Raw genomic sequence first — 17,418 nt, 5'->3', positions numbered from 1 at the left:
TTTCAATTTTAAAACAGGCTGTTATCTTCTTTTTCCGTCATATCGTTTATTATACTCGCTAAGCTTTTGATTACTATCTTTTAAAAACTTTGAAAGTTTTGCTTCAAAATCATCTTTAGACCTCTTTTTTTCATTTTCTCTTTTCGTTGTTTCATTTACTCTCTTTATTGACAGACTAATTTTACCATCTTCTTTTACATTAATAACCTTTACTTTAACAGTTTGATTTTCTTTCAAATACTTTTTAATATCTTCAACATACTCGTCTGCCACTTCTGAGATATGAACAAGCCCAACTTTCCCACTTGGAAGCTCAACAAACGCACCAAACTGTGTTATGCCCTTTACAATACCTTCTAATATTTGACCTCTTTTGATTGACACAAAATAGCCTCCTCTACTCCTTTTTCTTTTTGTTTTTATCTATGAACACAATCTCATCCTTGCCAACAAGACCAAGCTTTTCCCTGGCTACTTGCTGAATATAGTCTTTTGTACCAACATACTGCGCAAGTCTCCTTAGATATTCATTTTCTTTTTTGACTTTTTCTATCTGAGAAATAACTTCCCTCTGCTGAGCCTTTACCTGTTTTAAAATCATTTGCTGCTTAAAAACTGTAGTAGCAGAATATACAAAAAAGGCTATTACAAATATAAGCACAAAAATTCTCTTGAGAACTTTAAATAATTTTTTCACGGCTTGTCTTCCTTTTTGGAAACTCTCAAAAGTGTAGTTATATTCTATCACAATTCATCTTTTATTAAAAGATAAAACTTTGTTCACCTTTTTTAAAAATCCTTTATAAAGAGGCGAAATTGTATTTTTATAAACATAAATACCGCAAGCTACTGATAAAAAGGTGTACCATTTAAGAGTATAAAAATTTATAAACATAAGACCTGCTATTAATACTGCTGTGGACAAAATTGAAGATATAAAAAATAAGATTTCTCTGGTTCGGCGCTTCAATATTCTTTTAAAAAAGAATGAATCAAATACAATTCCTACTGCAAACCCAAGAAAAAAACAGCTTGTAAAATCAGAAATTTGACTAAATATGCTTTTTGGCAATCTTTCTCTCCTCTCATTTAAATAGTCGCGAAAACAGTCCTTTTTTTGTACTTTCACCATACTCAAGTGAATAAATCTGTCCTTCTATGAATACCTCACCTGTCTCTGTATTTATTTTATTTATTCTAAGGTCAAACCCTTTTATTACAAGCAACTCATCATTGACAATCAAGATGATATTGTTCTCATCAAAGCTCTCAACATCATCAACACCATTTATTGTTATCCTTTCTCTGTTTTCAATAAGCACACTGTGAATTTTAGATTTTAGATTTTTTCTTTCATCCATTACCATGTGGCATCCTTCAAAAATATTCTCAGCATCACAATAATTACTATATTTCTTCTGACAGAAAATTATGTCAAAACCTATTTTGAAAATCTTATTCCATCATTTCATACATTGAACTTGCCAGATTCTTTTGGACCTTTTCATCAACACTTGTCACTTTGCATTTGAAAACCCTGTCACCAAAGTGCACCTCAATGACATCTCCAACTTTAACATCTGTTGACGGTTTTGCTACTTTTCCGTTCACAAATACTCTTCCCGCTTCACATGCTTGCTGAGCCAAAGTCCTTCTTTTGATAATTCTCGACACTTTCAGATATTTGTCTATTCTCATTTTTTTAAGTCCCCACCTTCTTTAAAACCTTTTCGAAAAACGATAAAAGTAGTGAAAAATTTATGGCTGCAGCTAAAAAATGGCTGCAGCCAAATTAACAGCAAAAAACTTATATCCCTCTTTTTTATAAAACCCTATTTCGACCAAAAAAGTTACTTTGCAACAGCATCTTTCAACATCTTACCTGCTTTGAACACAGGTACCTTTGTTGCTGGAATCTTTATCTCTTCTTGAGTTTGAGGATTTCTACCAACTCTTTCTGCCCTCTCTCTTACCTCAAATGAACCAAAACCAACGAGCTGAACCTTTTCCCCCTTAGAGAGTGCCTCTGTTACTGCATCTACAAACGCATTTAGTGCCTTTTCAGCATCCTTCTTTGTAAGACCGCTCTTCTCCGCCATTGCCGAAATCAATTCAGTTTTGTTCATTCTTTCTTACCTCCTCGCGTATTTTGTGATATTCTAAATATTTCTATTCTATATTTATATCAAAAATCCTTCTTTTTTCAAGCCTTTTCTAAACTTTTTTTGCCTCTTCCCAAAATTTGTCCATATCTTCAAGGGTCATTTCATTCAATATTTTGCCTTGTTTGAAGGCACTTTCCTCTATATAAGAAAATCTGGTTATGAACTTCTTAACTGTTCTGTGCAAGGCTTCTTCAGGGTCAATATTAAAAAACCTTGCTATATTTACAACTGCAAAAAGAATATCTCCAATTTCCTCTTCTATTTTCTCCTTTTTTTCATTTTTCGACAGACACTCCTTTAACTCTTCAAGTTCTTCATATGCTTTATTTAGAGCACCTTCATAACTTTTCCAATCAAATCCCACTTTAGCTGCTTTTTCTTGAACCTTATAACTTCTCATAAGAGCTGGAAGATGTTTTGGAATTCTTTTCATGCTGTCTGTAACCGTTTCAACTTCTTTTTCATTGTTTTTGACTTTATCCCAGTTTAGAAGAACCTCTTCAGCGGTTGAAAAGTTGTCGCTACCGAATACATGTGTATGCCTTCTCTTCATCTTCTGGCAGATGTCATAAATAACCTCGTAGATATCAAATCTACCATTTTCCTGTGCAATTTTGGCATGAAACACTACCTGTAAAAGCAGGTCTCCAAGTTCCTCTTTAAGTTTTGTAAAGTCTTTCTCGTCTATGGCTTCAATAACCTCATATGTCTCTTCGATCAGGTACTTTTTAAGACTTTCATGTGTCTGCTGTTTATCCCACGGACATTTGCTCCTTAGTATGTCCATTATTTCTACAAGTTCCTCAAAACTTGCTTTCATCTTCCGATCTCTCCTACACCAGATTTTTATATGCTATATTATACCACTATTTTTAGAAAGAAGCTGTGATTTTTTGATAAGGTATTTTCTCTTAGTTGCAAGTCCTCCTCTTATATGCCTCTCTTGCTTATTTCTTTCTAATATAGTTCTTACCTGCCTGTAAAGCCCTTTGTCAATGTACATAAGCCTTCTCGTGAGGTCATTGTGAATTGTGGACTTTGACACACCCAGAGTCCTTGCAACCTTTCTCACTGTTGCATTGTACTTAATCATAATTTCTGCTGCCAAAATCACTCTTTTTTCAATATCCTCCTTCAATGTCTTGTCCTCCAGAACATTTCTCTTACTTAGGATTATATGCTATATTTCAAAGAAGCTTTCCCTACAAAAGAGTAATAGTCAAGTTTTTGTCAAACTTTATGTTTGAATTTTCAGAGCTTTTTTGATACTATATATTAAAATCTGTGTTAATATGGGTGATAAAATATGAATGAGATTGCTATAAAGCAAAACTTAGCACCAAATGTATGGCTCATGGGTATATACTCCCCACAGGTTGCAAAAAAGGCAAAACCTGGTCAGTTTGTTATCTTAAGAGTTACAGAAAACGGTGAAAGGATTCCTCTTACAATTGCAGATTTTGATAGAGAAAAAGGAGTTGTATACATTATCTTTCAAGTTGTTGGAAAGACAACCTCACTTTTGGCCCAGCTAAATATAGGTGACATGATTATTGATTTTGTTGGTCCGCTTGGCATACCATATGAGCACAGCCCGGAAGATAATGACTACCTCTTTATTGCAGGTGGACTTGGAATACCAGCAATATTTTCAAAAGTAAAGATGCTTCACAGTGAAGGCAAAAATATAGATATCATCATTGGAGGAAGGTCAAAAGAAAATGTCTTTTTTGAGGATGAGCTAAAAAAATATTGTAATAATCTCTACATCACCACAAACGACGGTTCCTATGGAAAAAAAGGATTTGTGACGGATATCTTGAATGAACTTTTAGAAAGTGGCAAAAGGTATGATGAAATATTCGCTGTAGGACCAGTTCCAATGATGAAGGCAGTTGTTGATATAACAAAAAGGTTTTCAATCAAGACTTTGGTAAGTCTCAATCCAATTATGGTGGATGGGACAGGAATGTGCGGCGGATGTAGAGTGAAGATTGGAAATGAAGTAAAGTTTGCCTGTGTTGATGGTCCTATTTTTAACGGATTTGAAGTTGACTTTGATGGACTTATGAAAAGAAATTCCTACTATCAAGATGTTGAAAACATTTCGTACAAGGAACACAAATGCAAAATTGGATTGGGGGAGTAGAGAAATTGGACGTATTGAAAAGAGTTCCAATTAAGGAACAGGAACCTATTGAGAGGATACACAACTTTGATGAAGTGTGCTTGGGCTATACACCTGATGAAGCTGCTATGGAGGCACAAAGATGTCTTGAGTGTAAAAATGCACCGTGTGTAAAAGGCTGTCCTGTTGAAGTCAAAATTCCTGAATTCATCCGGCTTATAAAGGAAAAAAAATTCAAAGAAAGCTACTTGAAAATACTTGAGACAAATCTTCTTCCTGCTATATGCGGACGGGTATGCCCACAGGAAACTCAGTGCGAACAGAACTGTGTTCGTGGAATAAAAGGTGAACCAATTGCTATTGGCAAACTTGAAAGGTTTGCGGCTGATTGGTTTAGACAAAACTGTGAATTTGAATTTTCAAAGCCCCAGCCAAACGGCAGAAAGGTTGCAATAATTGGCTCTGGTCCCGCAGGACTTTCATGTGCTTCATCCTTGGCAAAGATGGGATATGAAGTTACAATATTTGAAGCATTCCATAAGCTTGGCGGTGTTTTGTACTATGGAATACCTGAATTTAGACTTCCAAAGGAGGTTGTTGAGTGGGAGATTGAAAATCTAAAAAAGATGGGCGTTGAGTTTAGAACAAACATGATATTCGGCAAGACATTTGATTTAGAGGATTTAAAGCAGGAAGGATTTGATGCTGTATTTATAAGCTCTGGCGCTGGACTTCCAAATTTCCTGAATATTGAAGGTGAACTTTTAAACGGTATATACTCAGCAAATGAATTTTTAACAAGGATAAACCTCATGAAAGCATACAAGTTCCCTGAATATGACACACCAATCAAACTTGGCAAGAAGGTCGGTGTAATTGGTGGCGGTAACGTTGCAATGGACGCAGCAAGAGTTGCAAGACGGCTTGGAAGTGATGTTTATATCCTCTACCGAAGAACTGAGGCTGAGATGCCTGCAAGAAAAGAAGAGATTCTGCATGCAAAAGAAGAGGGGATAAAAATAGTTGAGCTTGTAAGTCCTGTGAGGTTCATAGGCGACGAGTCGGGTCATGTCAGAGCTTTAGAACTTGTAAAAATGAAGCTATCTGACCCGGATAGCTCTGGCAGACGAAGCGTAAAACCTGTAGACGGTTCAAACTTTGTGTTCGAAGCAGACAACTTCATTGTTGCAATTGGACAAAGTCCAAACCCACTTGTCAAAAAAGCTATACCTGACCTTGAGTTAAACCCCAATGGCTCTATCAAGGTAGATGAAAATCTTATGACAAACATTGAAGGTGTGTTTGCAGGAGGCGACATTGTCACAGGCGCAGCTACTGTCATTCTTGCAATGGGGATGGGAAAAAAGGCTGCAGAGAGTATTGACAGGTATTTAAATGCTAAAATGAATAGTGAATCTTAAACTTACAGCAATATGCAATAAAGGCTGCCTTCTTTATTTTTGAGTTGGCAGCCTTTATTATTAAATTTAGTATTTTGTAAGATATGAGTCAATCTCCCATTGATGTACTTTTGTTCTGTAATCATCCCATTCAAGCTTCTTTGCTTCTAAGTACTTTTCAAAGATGTGGTCTCCAAGTGTCTCTTTCATAAGAGCGCTGTTTTCAAACTCTTTGATTGCCTCTTCTAAGCTTCCTGGTAGGCTTCCAATTCCACGTTTTGCTCTTTCCTCTTCGCTCATTACGAAGATGTTTTCTTCAACTGGTTCTGGTGGCTCAATCTTGTTCTTAATGCCGTCAAGCCCAGCTGCTAAAACAGCTGCAAATGCAAGGTATGGATTTGCTGATGGATCAGGATTCCTTAGCTCAACCCTTGTTGCTTGCCCTCTTTTAGCTGGAACTCTTATAAGCGGGCTTCTGTTCTTTGGTGACCAAGCAATGTAAACTGGTGCTTCATACCCTGGTACTAATCTCTTGTATGAATTTACAAGTGGATTTGTAACAAGCGCAAACTCTCTCGCATGTTTCATAAGACCACCAATGAAATAATATGCCTCTTTTGAAAGCTGGAGCTTATCATTTGGGTCTAAAAATGCATTCATGCCGTCAGATACCCTTGCAAGAGACATATTTGTATGCATTCCAGAACCATTGATTCCAAATATCGGCTTTGGCATAAATGTTGCATGCAGACCATGTCTTTGTGCAATTGTCTTTACAACAAGCTTGAATGTCACAACATTGTCAGCTGTGTAAAGTGCGTCGTCGTATTTAAAGTCAATCTCATGCTGGCCAGGTGCAACTTCATGGTGAGATGCTTCTATCTCAAATCCCATCTCCTCTAAAGTCAATACCATGTCTCTTCTTGCATCCTCACCCAAATCAACTGGACCCAAATCGAAATATCCTGCATTGTCATGTGTTTGCAAAGTTGGATTTCCATTTTCATCTGTTAAGAACAAGAAAAATTCAAGCTCAGGCCCAACAAAAAACTTAAATCCCATTTCTTCAGCCTTTTTGAGCATCTTCTTTAACACACCGCGCGGACAGCCAGGGAACGGTGTTCCATCTGGAAGATAAACGTCGCAAATTAATCTTGCAACTCTATTTGGTGAAGGTCTCCATGGGAAGATTGTAAATGTGTTGAGGTCTGGTCTTAAATACATATCTGATTCCTGAATTCTTACAAAACCTTCAATTGACGAACCATCAAACATAATTTCATTGTTGAGAGCTGCTTCTAACTGATCAACTGTAATTGCAACATTCTTTAAAATCCCAAAAATATCGACAAACTGAAGCCTTATGAATTTTACATCTTGATCCTTGCATATGCGAATGATGTCTTCCTTGGTGTAATTCTTCATTACTAAATTCCCCTCCATTTAAAAATTTTTTATAATGCTTGTTAAATAAACAAAAAAGGACAAAGACGCCCACTTTAAACTTTAGGACGCCTTTGTCCTTTCAATTTTATTATATTATATTCTTCGAAAAAATGCAACTACATTTTTATAATCTTTCATACCTTATTTAAACAAGCTGTGGCTGAGCATCTTCAAAAACAAGTTTTCTGAACTCTTCGCCCGTGAGCTTTTCTTTTTCTAAAAGTGCATTTGCAACCTTGTGAAGCTTATCAATGTTCTGTTTTAGTATCTCTTCGGCCTTTTTATAAGCCTCTTCAATAATGCTTTTTATCTCCCTGTCTATTTCAGCAGCAACTTCCTCTGAGTAGTTCCTTGCAAGCGCAAGGTCTCTTCCTAAGAACACTTCTTCCTGCTCTGTTCCGAAGGTCATAGGACCAAGTTTGTCAGACATTCCATATTTTGTTACCATGTCCCTTGCAATCTTGGTTGCTCTTTTTATATCAGATGCTGCACCTGTTGATACATCTTCCAAAACAAGCTTTTCTGCAACTCTTCCACCAAGAAGGGTTACAATCTCTCTCATCATATCAGATTTTGATGCGTAGAACTTATCTTCCTTTGGAAGATACATAGTGTACCCACCGGCATACCCTCTTGGTATAATTGAAACCTCATGAACAGGTTCAGAATCAGGAATCATAGTTCTAACAATTGCATGCCCTGCTTCATGATATGCAGTAAGCTTCTTTTCTTTTTCAGTATAAACTCTGCTTCTTTTTTCAGGCCCCATCAACACCTTTGCTACAGCTTCCTGAACCTCTTCCATGTTAATCTGTCTTTTACCCTTCCTTGCTGCCAAAAGTGCAGCCTCATTCAAAAGATTTTCAAGGTCAGCACCAGTAAACCCAGCTGTTATCTTTGCTATTTGAGATAAATCAACATCTTCACCCAGAGGCTTGTTTCGTGCATGGACTTTTAAAATCTCTTCTCTTGCCTTTGCGTCTGGAACATTTACAACAATCTGCCTGTCAAATCTGCCAGGTCGCAAAAGTGCAGGGTCCAATATGTCAGGTCTGTTTGTTGCCGCCATTACAATTATTCCTTCATTTGTTCCAAACCCGTCCATCTCAACAAGAAGTTGGTTTAAAGTCTGTTCTCTTTCGTCATGACCTCCGCCAAGCCCTGCTCCCCTGTGACGACCAACTGCGTCAATCTCATCTATAAACACAACACATGGAGCATTTCTCTTTGCTTGGTCAAAAAGGTCTCTCACTCTTGCTGCGCCAACACCAACAAACATCTCAACAAAGTCAGAACCCGATATGCTGAAAAATGGAACTCCTGCCTCGCCTGCAACTGCTTTTGCTAAAAGGGTTTTACCTGTTCCAGGCGGTCCGACAAGCAAAATCCCTTTTGGAATTCTCGCACCAAGTTCGATATACTTTCTTGGATTTTTGAGAAAATCAATAACCTCTTTGAGTTCTTCTTTTTCTTCATCTGCACCTGCAACGTCTGCAAATGTGACCTTCTTTTTGAGGTCCTGGATTGTCTTTGCACGCGATTTTGTAAACGACATTATCTTGCTGCCGCCACCCTGGGTCTGCTGTAGCATGAATATCCATACAAAAATCATCAGTCCTGCAAATATAAGCATTGGCAAAAAGGTCGAAAGCCACCATGGAACCTGCGGTGGTTCTTTTGTCACTATTTGAATCTTCTTTGCCTGAATGGCTGGCTGTATCTGGTCTAAAAACTTATCTGGAGATGGTACAAACACATTGTCAAACTTGGTGCCGTCTGCATACTGTCCAGACACATTGTTATAGCTCAAAACAATCCTTGTCACCTTGCCATCGTTTATATCGTTTATAAGCTCTGAATAAATTACCTCTCTTCTTTCGCTCAAATTTGAAAAGAACTGATTGTACGAAAGCCCTCCACTAAAAATATCTACAAGTAACAAAATCACAAGAGCAATCAGAATATAAATTGTTGCAGTTTTAAATAGGTTCCTCAATTGTAAATAGGCACTCCCTTCAAGTATTCTAAAATTAAATTTTATTCTATTTCTATTCCAAAACGCCTATATAAGGCAGGTTCCTGTAAAGCCCTGCATAATCAAGTCCATAACCAATTACAAATTTGTCTGGTATCTCAAACCCCTTGTAATGTATCTCTACATCCACCTTTCGTCTACTGGGCTTGTCAAGCATGGTACAAATTTTTAAACTTCTTGGTTTTCTCCCCCTCAAATATTCGGTTATATATCTTAAAGTCAAACCTGTATCAACAATATCCTCAACCAGCAAAACATCCTTGTCTTCTATGCTTGTGTCAAGGTCCTTTAGAATTCTTACAATCCCAGATGAAGATGTTGAGTTTCCATAACTTGACACTGCCATAAACTCTATCTTAACAGGGATAGTTATCTGTCTTAAAAGGTCTGCCATAAAAATTACCCCACCTTTTAAAATGCATACCATCAAAAAGTCGTCACTATCTTTATAATCTTCAGAAATTTTTTGTCCAAGCTCTTTTACCTTTTGTTTTATCTGCTCCTCAGTAATTAAAATCTCTTTTACTTTGAGCGATATGTCTTTCACTGTCACTCTTCTCCTTTCACTTTTGCAAATTGTATTTCCAAGAAAATATTTGTATTTGGTTTGATTTTATACTTATGGTTTATAGTAACTATATTTGAATAAATATCAAATATTACAATCACTTCACTGCCTTTTGCAAGAAGTAAAATGGAACTTCGTCTTCGTTTGGGAATTTTTTTGTCAATGAACCACTCTTTTAATTTTTTCTTACCCGTTTTGAAATAGATAAAATCACCATCTCTTCTCGTTCGAAGATAAAGCTTTTCCTGCGTAATATGCTGTGCATCAATGTATATATTCTTTGGGTTTTCTATCCTGTAAGTAGGCTTAACATTGAACTTAAAACTTTTATAAAATACATGGTTTTCTTTGTCTAAAGATATTTCAAAACAAAAAGGACTCTCTTCCGATTTTCTATAAAATACCAGCTCGTCATTTTGTCTTTCAACAACTAATTCATTGTATACCTTTTTCTTACCTGATGAAAGAGAAGCAAGCTCTTCAATCTCTTTTAAGATATCATACGAAATTGGAGCGTTAAAATATTCAAGTATCATTTTTATAATTCTTCTTCGCAAAAATGCCGGAAGATTTTTTGCTTTTTCAATATTGAAAACATAATAAGCATCTTCTTTTTGAACATATTCCTGAAAATATTTCTGAGCAAGTGCTTCTATCTGGTCACTCTCTTCTCTTATTATTTCGATTGTTCGAAAAATTGTATTTAACACACTTTCTCCAAATTTTTCTTTTATAAGTGGTAAGATTTCGTTTCTTACTATGTTTCTTTTATATTTAAGACTAAAGTTTGTCTTATCGACAACAAATGGAACGTTATTAAGTTTGGCATACTCTTCAATCTCTTCCCTTGAAATATTTATAAGAGGTCTTGCAACAATATCACGCACAGGCGGCACAGATGCAAGACCTTCCAAGCCACTTCCTCTGAACAGGTTCAAAAAGAAGGTTTCAACCACATCGTTTTTGTTGTGCCCCAGAAGTATTCTGTCAATGTTCAGCTCTTCTGCTACTTCATAAAAAAAACTATATCTTGCGCTTCTTCCTGCTTCCTCTTCAGAAAGTCCTTTTTCTTTTTTTAGTTTAGCAACATCAACTTTTCGTGTAATACATTTAATATTATACCTCTTGCAAATCTCAATTACAAATTTCTCATCATCATCTGCCTCTGGTCTTAGCATATGATTAAGGTGTGCAACAGTTATATCCAAGTTGTACTTATCTTTTAGCCTTAAGATGCAATCAAGCAATACCATTGAGTCAACGCCGCCAGAACATCCTATTAACACTTTAAAACCTTTTTTTAGCATCCCATATTTCTCTATGTTACTCTTTACCTTCTCCAAAAACTCCACTTTAAATTCACACCTCAAAGTTAAAAGCTAAACTACTATATTGATACGCTTTTTAAAACATCTTCAAACTTCTTTATCTTTGCTTCTTTTTTCCATTTTTCAAGCAAGCTCTGATAATACTCATCCTTCTTCTGACTCTCAATTGTTGACTTTATCTCATCCTTGACCTCGTTGAGAGAGAGTTGCTTTTTATCTGTTACCTTTATAATGTGATACCCGTAACTTGTTTTGACAATATTGCTTATCTCGCCAATATTAAGAGAAAATGCAGCATCCTCAAATTCTTTGACCATCTGTCCTTTTCTAAAATACCCAAGGTCTCCACCTTTTTGTTTTGTGTTCTCATCTTCAGAATACTTTTGTGCGAGCTTTTCAAAGTTCTGCCCGTCTTTTATCATCTGCAAAATCTCTTCAGCCTTCTTCTTTTTTGCAGCTTCCTCTTTTGAGTCATTTACCTTAAACAAAATATGGCTTGCTTTTACCTCAACAAAGTCTGATTTATGTGAACTATAATAGTTTTCTACCTCAGCATCTGTCGCTTTTTGATTTTTAGTTATCTCATCATACAACTTTGAAACGATCTTAGATTTTATTACCTGGTCCTTATATTCGTTCTCGGTTGCACCAATTGTCTGAAGATATTGCCTGAACTCAGCACCTGATTGAGAATCTGACTTGTATTGCTCAATTTGCTGGTCTATTGCCTTTTTTTCTGCCGAAGTCAAAGTAATATTTCTCTTTCTTGCCTGCTGAAGCTCAATTTGTCTTATTATAAGACCATCCAAAACATTCTCTTTTATCTGCTGCTCATATGTCTTATCTCCAACCTTTTGTGATAAAAATGTTTTGTCAATTCCATAGTAGTTTATTTGTGACCTATAGTTAATAGCAAACTCCTTTTTTGTTATTTTCTCGCCATTTACTATAGCAACTGCTCTGTTTTCATCTACGTACTTTACTATTTCAGGTGTCACACCAATAAGAATTATAAGAAGTACAACTGCTGCAATAGAAAAAAGCACAATTTTAGTTCTTTTATCCATACATCCCTTCTCCTTTGTTAAAAGTATTTTTTGATAATATTAATATTATAAAATAATAAAGGACTAATTTAAAGCACCCCAATTGTAAAAACTTTTTTAATTTTCTTGTAAATCTTCTAAAATAGCTATTAAGGTATCAAACCAGTTATTTGCAATCAAGAGCTGTAACATATCATCCCTGTTTTGTAAATATGAAAGTCCTTTCCTTAAAAACTTCATCTTTGCAGCTTCAAGCATTTCTTTGTTCAAAAACTGAAGTTTAAAAAGACTTTCTTGAAACTGCAAAATACTTATTATACCTGCTTTTTTGCACAAACATTTCAAATATGCAACCTTTATCAGATTATCAACCTCCTTTGGCACATCCCCAAACCTGTCTATTAGTTCATCATAAATATCGTTTACATCATCTTTTGACTCAATTGACGAAATCTTTTTATACATATTAATTCTCTCTTTTTCATCATCAATGTAACTGCTACTAATAAATGCACTTACTTTTACATCTATTTGAGGTTCAATCTCTGGCTGTATATTTTCACCTTTAAGACGCCTTATCTCTTCTGAAAGAAGTCTTATATACATATCATACCCAACACTGTTTATATGCCCATGCTGAAGTTTTCCAAGCAAAGACCCAGCACCTCTTATCTCAAGGTCCCTCATGGCAATTTTAAAACCAGCCCCAAGTTCTGTAAACTCTTTTATTGCAGCAAGTCTCTTTTGTGCCTGTTCGGAGAGCACCTTGTCTTTTCTAAATGTAAAATATGCATATGCAAGCCTTGAAGAACGACCTACCCTCCCTCTTAGCTGATAAAGCTGAGCAAGACCAAGTCTATCGCTGTCTTCCACAATAAGTGTATTGACGTTTGGCATGTCAACCCCAGACTCTATGATTGTTGTGCACACAAGCACATTGTACCTGCCTTCAATAAAATCAAGTAACACTCTCTCCAACTCTTCTTCGGGCATTTGCCCGTGAGCACATGCAACTTTTATACTGTCGTCCACAAGATTTTGAAGTTTAGCAGCCACCTCTTGTATATCTTTTATCCTATTGTAAAGATAAAATACCTGACCCCCTCTTGAAATTTCTCTTAAAATAGCTTCTTTTATTATCCTCTCATTGTACTCAAGCACAAATGTCTGCACAGGAAACCTGTCTTCCGGCGGGTCTTCAATCACGCTCAAATCCCTGATTCCTAAAAGTGCCATGTTAAGTGTCCTTGGTATGGGCGTTGCGGTGAGGGTTAGCACATCAACATTTGTTTTTAGCTTTTTAATCTTCTCTTTTGCTTCCACGCCAAACTTGTGCTCTTCATCAATAATCAAAAGACCAAGGTCTTTGAACTTAACATCGCTTGACAATAGCCTGTGCGTTCCAATTACAATGTCAATTGTGCCTTCCCTCAAACCTCTTACTATTTTCTTTTGCTGCGTCTCACTTTTTAAACGTGAGAGAACCTCAATTGTTACTGGAAAATCTTTCATTCGTGCAGAAAATGTCATGTAATGCTGCTGCGCAAGAATGGTTGTAGGAACAAGTACTGCCACCTGTTTTGAATCCATCACAGCTTTGAATGCTGCTCTCATTGCAACCTCAGTCTTGCCATAGCCAACATCGCCGCAAAGTATTCTATCCATCGGCTTTTCACTTTCCATATCCCTCTTAATCTCTTCTATGGCCTGAAGCTGACCTTCTGTCTCTGTATATGGAAACTTCTCTTCAAACTCTTTCTGCCACAGCGTATCTTTTGAAAATTTAAAACCCTTCCCAAGCTGCCTTTTTGCATAAAGCTCAACCAGGTCTTTTGCTACAATCTCAAGAGATTTTCTTACCTTTTGTTTTTGCTTTTGCCACTCTTGTGACCCAAGCTTAGATAGTTTTGGCTGTACATCGTCTGTTCCAATATACTTTTCAATCACATCCAAGTTTGTTGTTGGGACATACAAATAAGAAGAGTTAGCATATTCAAGTTTTACATATTCTTTTGTTGTACCCTCAACTGTAATCTTTTCAAATCCCAAGAATTTGCCAATACCATGTGTTCTGTGAACGACAAAATCACCTGGTTTTAAATCCTCAATTGTATAAAAAGCATCCTTTTTAGATTTTATCCTCTTTTTTGTCTCATTTTCCTTCTTCTTTTCAAGGTGGAAAAACGAAAGATAAACCAATTTGAGATCTTGCACTTCAATACCCTTTTCAATAGACCGGGCTATTAAATACACTCCCGTTCTTTCTACTTCTGGTTCTTCAGCCTCAGAAAACTGTATATCTTCTTTTAAAAGTGCATCTGCCAAGTCCTCAAGTGATGTTCGACTTCCTGTAAAGATGTTTATGGTATATCTTTTGGACATGTAATACTTCAAATCGTCTATTAAAACTTCCTTCTGCCCATTATAAGAAGGAAGCTCCCTTAAAAAATTGAAAGAAATGATATCTTTGAGTTCAAGCTCCTTTATAGCTGAGACAAATGTTTGAAGAATTATCGACCTCGAAAGCTTTTCTAAAACTTCGCTCGTGGTAAAATAACACTCTGCCATTTTTGGAAGCACAAATCCTTTTTCTAAAAGGTCTGAAAAGATCTCTTGTGTCTCTTGTTCGAAAGCTTTCAAGCTATTGTAGACTTGACTATACTCGTCAACAAAAATAAGACATTCACTAAAAATATCAATAACTGATAAAAATTGCTGATAGTAATATGGATACAGCCTTTCAACATCCAGCCGAATTCCTTCTATCACTTCTTTGAAAGTCTCTTCTAAATTCTTTCTGCTCTCTTCTTTCAGCTTAGATTTCGTTTTTTTGTAGTCATCTTTTATATGTTTTAAGCCCTCTGAAAAGTCTTCTTGTAAATCCCACTCAATTGCCTTGTAAATTTTAATACTATCTTTTTTTTCAAAAGATTTTTGGGTTTCAACATCAAAAAGTCTAATTGTATCTATGGTATCTCCAAAAAACTCAATCCTCACAGGATATGTGCTTGCCACAGGATATATATCAACTATGCCACCTTTTTGAGAAAACTGTCCTTTCTTTTCCACAGTTTTTACTCTTTCATACCCGAATGTTAAAAGCTTTCCTATAAGGGTTTCAAGCTGAATGTCAAGACCTTCTGTGAGAAGAATGCAATCAAGCTTCAAATCTGTGTACTTTTCAAAAAGGTTCTGGGCAGTTAATATGAGAACATCAAAACCATCCTCAAAAATCTTTACAAACTGCTCTATTCTGGTAATTTCAGAATCCCTACTCTTTGCAAAAGATACAACATACGGATTTTCTCTTTCCTGCAGGTTCACTACACTACTAAAAAGGTTTTTAAACCTTCTTTCCCACTCAAGTTTTGCTCTTTGAGTTGTTATAAACAACGCCTTTTTGTTAAATTTTTCACATAAATACTTGACTACAAGCGCTTTCCCCATCTCACCAACGCCTGTGACAACAACAGGAAGGCTTTTTTTGGCAACAATCTCTTCAAGAGTTTTAAAACTATCAAGCCTTTCTAAAACCTTTAACAAAGCCTACACCACCACATCCCCGTTTATATAATTCATTGCCCTATCTATATCACTTTCAAGCAAGATTTTTATGCCGTTTGATGCTTTTTCAATTGCTCTGAATATCTTTTCTTTTTCACCATCTTCAAATTCAGACAAAACATATTTTACCATATCATATTTTGGAACACCAATACCTATTCTGATTCTTGGAAATTCTTCTGTACCAAGGCACTGTATTATTGATTTTATACCATTGTGCCCTCCATCAGACCCTTTTTTCCTCATCTTCACAACTCCAACATCAAAGGCTATATCATCGTAAATCACAATAAGCTTTTCAGGCTTTATCTTATAAAAGTTTACTGCCTCTATGATACTTTCTCCACTTGCGTTCATATATGTCATTGGCTTTAAAAGCAAAACTTTTTTACCGGCATATTCAAAGCTGCCAACCAAACCTTTGAACTTTATTTTGTCAACTTTGGTGTTAAAAAACTGTGCTAAATAGTCAATCGCTAAAAAACCTGCATTGTGTCTTGTAAATGTGTATCTCTCACCAGGATTACCAAGCCCTGTAATAATATAGTCCAACTTTTTCTCACTCCTTTTTTATTTACAAAAACAGGCTGCCTTTTAAACCATGTCAAAAGACAGCCTTTATTTATCTTCTTTGAAAGCAATTTTTATCTGTTCCCTTTTGTGCTTATATATTCATCAAAAAGGGTAGAAATAGCCACATCCTCGTATATTCTTGTTATTGCTTCAGCAAAAAGGCTTGCAACAGACAACACCTTTATCTTATCTATCCTTTTTTCAGGCGGAAGAGGAATGGTGTTGAGCACAACAAGCTCTTTAATAGGCGACTGTTGTATTCTCTCAACAGCAGGTCCGGATAAAACCGGGTGCGTACAGCATGCATAAACTTCCTTTGCACCATAATCCATAAGAGCCTGAGCTGCAGCAACAATAGTACCTGCTGTATCTATCATATCATCAACCATCAAACATGTCTTGTCTTTCACATCACCAATTATGTTCATAATCTCGGCAACATTTGCTTTGGGTCTTCTTTTGTCAACTATGGCAAGCGGCAGGTCAAGCTTTGTTGCAAAGTTGCGTGCACGTGTCACACTTCCAAGGTCTGGCGATACAACAACAGCATTCTCTAAGTTCACATTTTCCATAAAATATTTTGCTAAAATCGGAACACCAATTAGATGGTCAAGTGGTATATCAAAAAACCCTTGAATTTGAGGTGCGTGAAGGTCCATAGTTAAGACCCTATCTGCCCCTGCAGATGTTATCAAATTTGCAACAAGCTTTGCTGTTATTGGGTCGCGTGCCCGTGCTTTTCTGTCCTGTCTTGCATATCCATAGTATGGTATCACAGCTGTAATTCTTCCTGCCGAAGCTCTTTTGAAAGCGTCAATCATGATTAAAAGTTCCATCAGATTTTCATTCACGGGATGACAGGTTGACTGGACTACAAAAACATCTGCGCCGCGCACAGTTTCGTTTATTCTAACTGATATCTCACCGTCTGAAAACCTGCCAATCTCTGCATCACCAAGCTTCTTGCCCAGGTGACTGGCTATCTCTTCTGCAAGCTCCTTGTTCGAATTACCAGTAAATATTTTTATCTCTTTACCATGTGTTATCACTTTCTTTACCCCCAGCACAAAAGTTAATTTTTCTACCCTTTCCCCACGCAAACTATATTATAACACAAAATATTTAATAAATTTATCTTAAAATGTCTACAAAATATATTCATTTT

General features: G+C 36.3%; 18 protein-coding genes. 2 read left to right on the top strand and 16 right to left on the bottom strand.

Annotated features, from left to right (window positions below; translation table 11 throughout):
• Nucleotides 1-21 precede the first annotated feature (21 nt).
• From ATHE_RS03250 to ATHE_RS03215, 8 genes are all read right to left on the bottom strand, one after another.
• Nucleotides 22-384 (bottom strand): S1 RNA-binding domain-containing protein, encoded by a 363-nt coding sequence (locus tag ATHE_RS03250; protein WP_015907225.1) that lies wholly within the window; start codon nucleotides 382-384, stop codon nucleotides 22-24.
• A 13-nt stretch (nucleotides 385-397) separates the two neighbouring features.
• Nucleotides 398-697 (bottom strand): FtsB family cell division protein, encoded by a 300-nt coding sequence (locus ATHE_RS03245; RefSeq protein WP_013430895.1) that lies wholly within the window; start codon nucleotides 695-697, stop codon nucleotides 398-400.
• 54 nt (nucleotides 698-751) lie between these two features.
• Nucleotides 752-1,132, bottom strand: coding sequence for a spore cortex biosynthesis protein YabQ (gene yabQ, locus ATHE_RS15245; protein WP_333782364.1), 381 nt, complete (start codon nucleotides 1,130-1,132; stop codon nucleotides 752-754).
• Entirely contained in the window at nucleotides 1,086-1,361 is a 276-nt protein-coding gene (locus tag ATHE_RS03235; RefSeq protein ID WP_015907223.1) for a YabP/YqfC family sporulation protein, read from the bottom strand. Before ATHE_RS03235 ends, yabQ begins: the two co-directional genes overlap by 47 nt.
• A 94-nt stretch (nucleotides 1,362-1,455) precedes the next feature.
• Nucleotides 1,456-1,698, bottom strand: a complete 243-nt coding sequence (locus ATHE_RS03230; RefSeq protein ID WP_015907222.1) for an RNA-binding S4 domain-containing protein — start codon at nucleotides 1,696-1,698, stop codon at nucleotides 1,456-1,458.
• A 152-nt stretch (nucleotides 1,699-1,850) separates the two neighbouring features.
• Nucleotides 1,851-2,126, bottom strand: a complete 276-nt coding sequence (locus ATHE_RS03225) for an HU family DNA-binding protein (protein ID WP_015907221.1) — start codon at nucleotides 2,124-2,126, stop codon at nucleotides 1,851-1,853.
• Between the two features lie 88 nt (nucleotides 2,127-2,214).
• The gene (gene mazG, locus ATHE_RS03220; protein ID WP_015907220.1) at nucleotides 2,215-2,985 is read right to left on the bottom strand and encodes a nucleoside triphosphate pyrophosphohydrolase; all 771 of its coding nucleotides are present in this window, start codon (nucleotides 2,983-2,985) and stop codon (nucleotides 2,215-2,217) included.
• Nucleotides 2,986-3,018: 33 nt separating this feature from the next.
• The gene (locus tag ATHE_RS03215) at nucleotides 3,019-3,303 is read right to left on the bottom strand and encodes a sporulation transcriptional regulator SpoIIID (protein WP_015907219.1); all 285 of its coding nucleotides are present in this window, start codon (nucleotides 3,301-3,303) and stop codon (nucleotides 3,019-3,021) included.
• A gap of 168 nt (nucleotides 3,304-3,471) precedes the next feature.
• Here ATHE_RS03215 and ATHE_RS03210 point away from each other — a divergent pair, with 168 nt between their 5' ends.
• Nucleotides 3,472-4,314, top strand: a complete 843-nt coding sequence (locus ATHE_RS03210; RefSeq protein ID WP_015907218.1) for a sulfide/dihydroorotate dehydrogenase-like FAD/NAD-binding protein — start codon at nucleotides 3,472-3,474, stop codon at nucleotides 4,312-4,314.
• On the top strand, nucleotides 4,290-5,714 hold the full coding sequence (gene gltA, locus ATHE_RS03205; protein ID WP_015907217.1) for an NADPH-dependent glutamate synthase: 1,425 nt from the start codon (nucleotides 4,290-4,292) through the stop codon (nucleotides 5,712-5,714). Before ATHE_RS03210 ends, gltA begins: the two co-directional genes overlap by 25 nt.
• A 66-nt stretch (nucleotides 5,715-5,780) precedes the next feature.
• Here the strand turns inward: gltA and glnA are convergent, their stop codons facing one another.
• The 8 genes from glnA to ATHE_RS03165 form a co-directional block, all read right to left on the bottom strand.
• On the bottom strand, nucleotides 5,781-7,118 hold the full coding sequence (glnA, locus tag ATHE_RS03200; RefSeq protein ID WP_015907216.1) for a type I glutamate--ammonia ligase: 1,338 nt from the start codon (nucleotides 7,116-7,118) through the stop codon (nucleotides 5,781-5,783).
• Between the two features lie 166 nt (nucleotides 7,119-7,284).
• Complete coding sequence (ftsH, locus tag ATHE_RS03195) at nucleotides 7,285-9,135, bottom strand: ATP-dependent zinc metalloprotease FtsH (protein ID WP_015907215.1); 1,851 nt, start codon at nucleotides 9,133-9,135, stop codon at nucleotides 7,285-7,287.
• 52 nt (nucleotides 9,136-9,187) lie between these two features.
• Complete coding sequence (gene hpt / locus ATHE_RS03190; RefSeq protein ID WP_015907214.1) at nucleotides 9,188-9,721, bottom strand: hypoxanthine phosphoribosyltransferase; 534 nt, start codon at nucleotides 9,719-9,721, stop codon at nucleotides 9,188-9,190.
• Nucleotides 9,722-9,723: 2 nt separating this feature from the next.
• Entirely contained in the window at nucleotides 9,724-11,094 is a 1,371-nt protein-coding gene (gene tilS / locus ATHE_RS03185; RefSeq protein WP_015907213.1) for a tRNA lysidine(34) synthetase TilS, read from the bottom strand.
• A 35-nt stretch (nucleotides 11,095-11,129) separates the two neighbouring features.
• A complete protein-coding gene (locus ATHE_RS03180) occupies nucleotides 11,130-12,137 on the bottom strand; it encodes a peptidylprolyl isomerase (protein WP_015907212.1) in 1,008 nt (335 codons plus the stop codon).
• Nucleotides 12,138-12,233: 96 nt separating this feature from the next.
• A complete protein-coding gene (gene mfd / locus ATHE_RS03175) occupies nucleotides 12,234-15,659 on the bottom strand; it encodes a transcription-repair coupling factor (RefSeq protein ID WP_015907211.1) in 3,426 nt (1,141 codons plus the stop codon).
• A 3-nt stretch (nucleotides 15,660-15,662) separates the two neighbouring features.
• Nucleotides 15,663-16,232: an aminoacyl-tRNA hydrolase gene (pth, locus tag ATHE_RS03170; RefSeq protein WP_015907210.1), complete on the bottom strand. Its 570-nt coding sequence runs from the start codon at nucleotides 16,230-16,232 to the stop codon at nucleotides 15,663-15,665.
• A 92-nt stretch (nucleotides 16,233-16,324) separates the two neighbouring features.
• Nucleotides 16,325-17,302, bottom strand: a complete 978-nt coding sequence (locus tag ATHE_RS03165) for a ribose-phosphate diphosphokinase (RefSeq protein ID WP_013403879.1) — start codon at nucleotides 17,300-17,302, stop codon at nucleotides 16,325-16,327.
• Nucleotides 17,303-17,418 lie beyond the last annotated feature (116 nt).

The sequence above is a fragment of the Caldicellulosiruptor bescii DSM 6725 genome (genome assembly GCF_000022325.1).
Lineage (GTDB): Bacteria > Bacillota > Thermoanaerobacteria > Caldicellulosiruptorales > Caldicellulosiruptoraceae > Caldicellulosiruptor > Caldicellulosiruptor bescii.
This window is presented reverse-complemented; position numbering and strand designations above follow the sequence as displayed.

What these genes read in the sequence shown, in the direction of transcription:
- yabQ (WP_333782364.1), bottom strand. Translation starts at nt 1,132, where the DNA reads ATGGTGAAAGTACAAAAAAAGGACTGTTTTCGCGACTATTTAAATGAG.
- ATHE_RS03235 (WP_015907223.1), bottom strand. Translation starts at nt 1,361, where the DNA reads ATGGATGAAAGAAAAAATCTAAAATCTAAAATTCACAGTGTGCTTATT.
- ATHE_RS03230 (WP_015907222.1), bottom strand. Translation starts at nt 1,698, where the DNA reads ATGAGAATAGACAAATATCTGAAAGTGTCGAGAATTATCAAAAGAAGG.
- ATHE_RS03225 (WP_015907221.1), bottom strand. Translation starts at nt 2,126, where the DNA reads ATGAACAAAACTGAATTGATTTCGGCAATGGCGGAGAAGAGCGGTCTT.
- mazG (WP_015907220.1), bottom strand. Translation starts at nt 2,985, where the DNA reads ATGAAAGCAAGTTTTGAGGAACTTGTAGAAATAATGGACATACTAAGG.
- ATHE_RS03210 (WP_015907218.1), top strand. Translation starts at nt 3,472, where the DNA reads ATGAATGAGATTGCTATAAAGCAAAACTTAGCACCAAATGTATGGCTC.
- gltA (WP_015907217.1), top strand. Translation starts at nt 4,290, where the DNA reads ATGCAAAATTGGATTGGGGGAGTAGAGAAATTGGACGTATTGAAAAGA.
- glnA (WP_015907216.1), bottom strand. Translation starts at nt 7,118, where the DNA reads ATGAAGAATTACACCAAGGAAGACATCATTCGCATATGCAAGGATCAA.
- ATHE_RS03180 (WP_015907212.1), bottom strand. Translation starts at nt 12,137, where the DNA reads ATGGATAAAAGAACTAAAATTGTGCTTTTTTCTATTGCAGCAGTTGTA.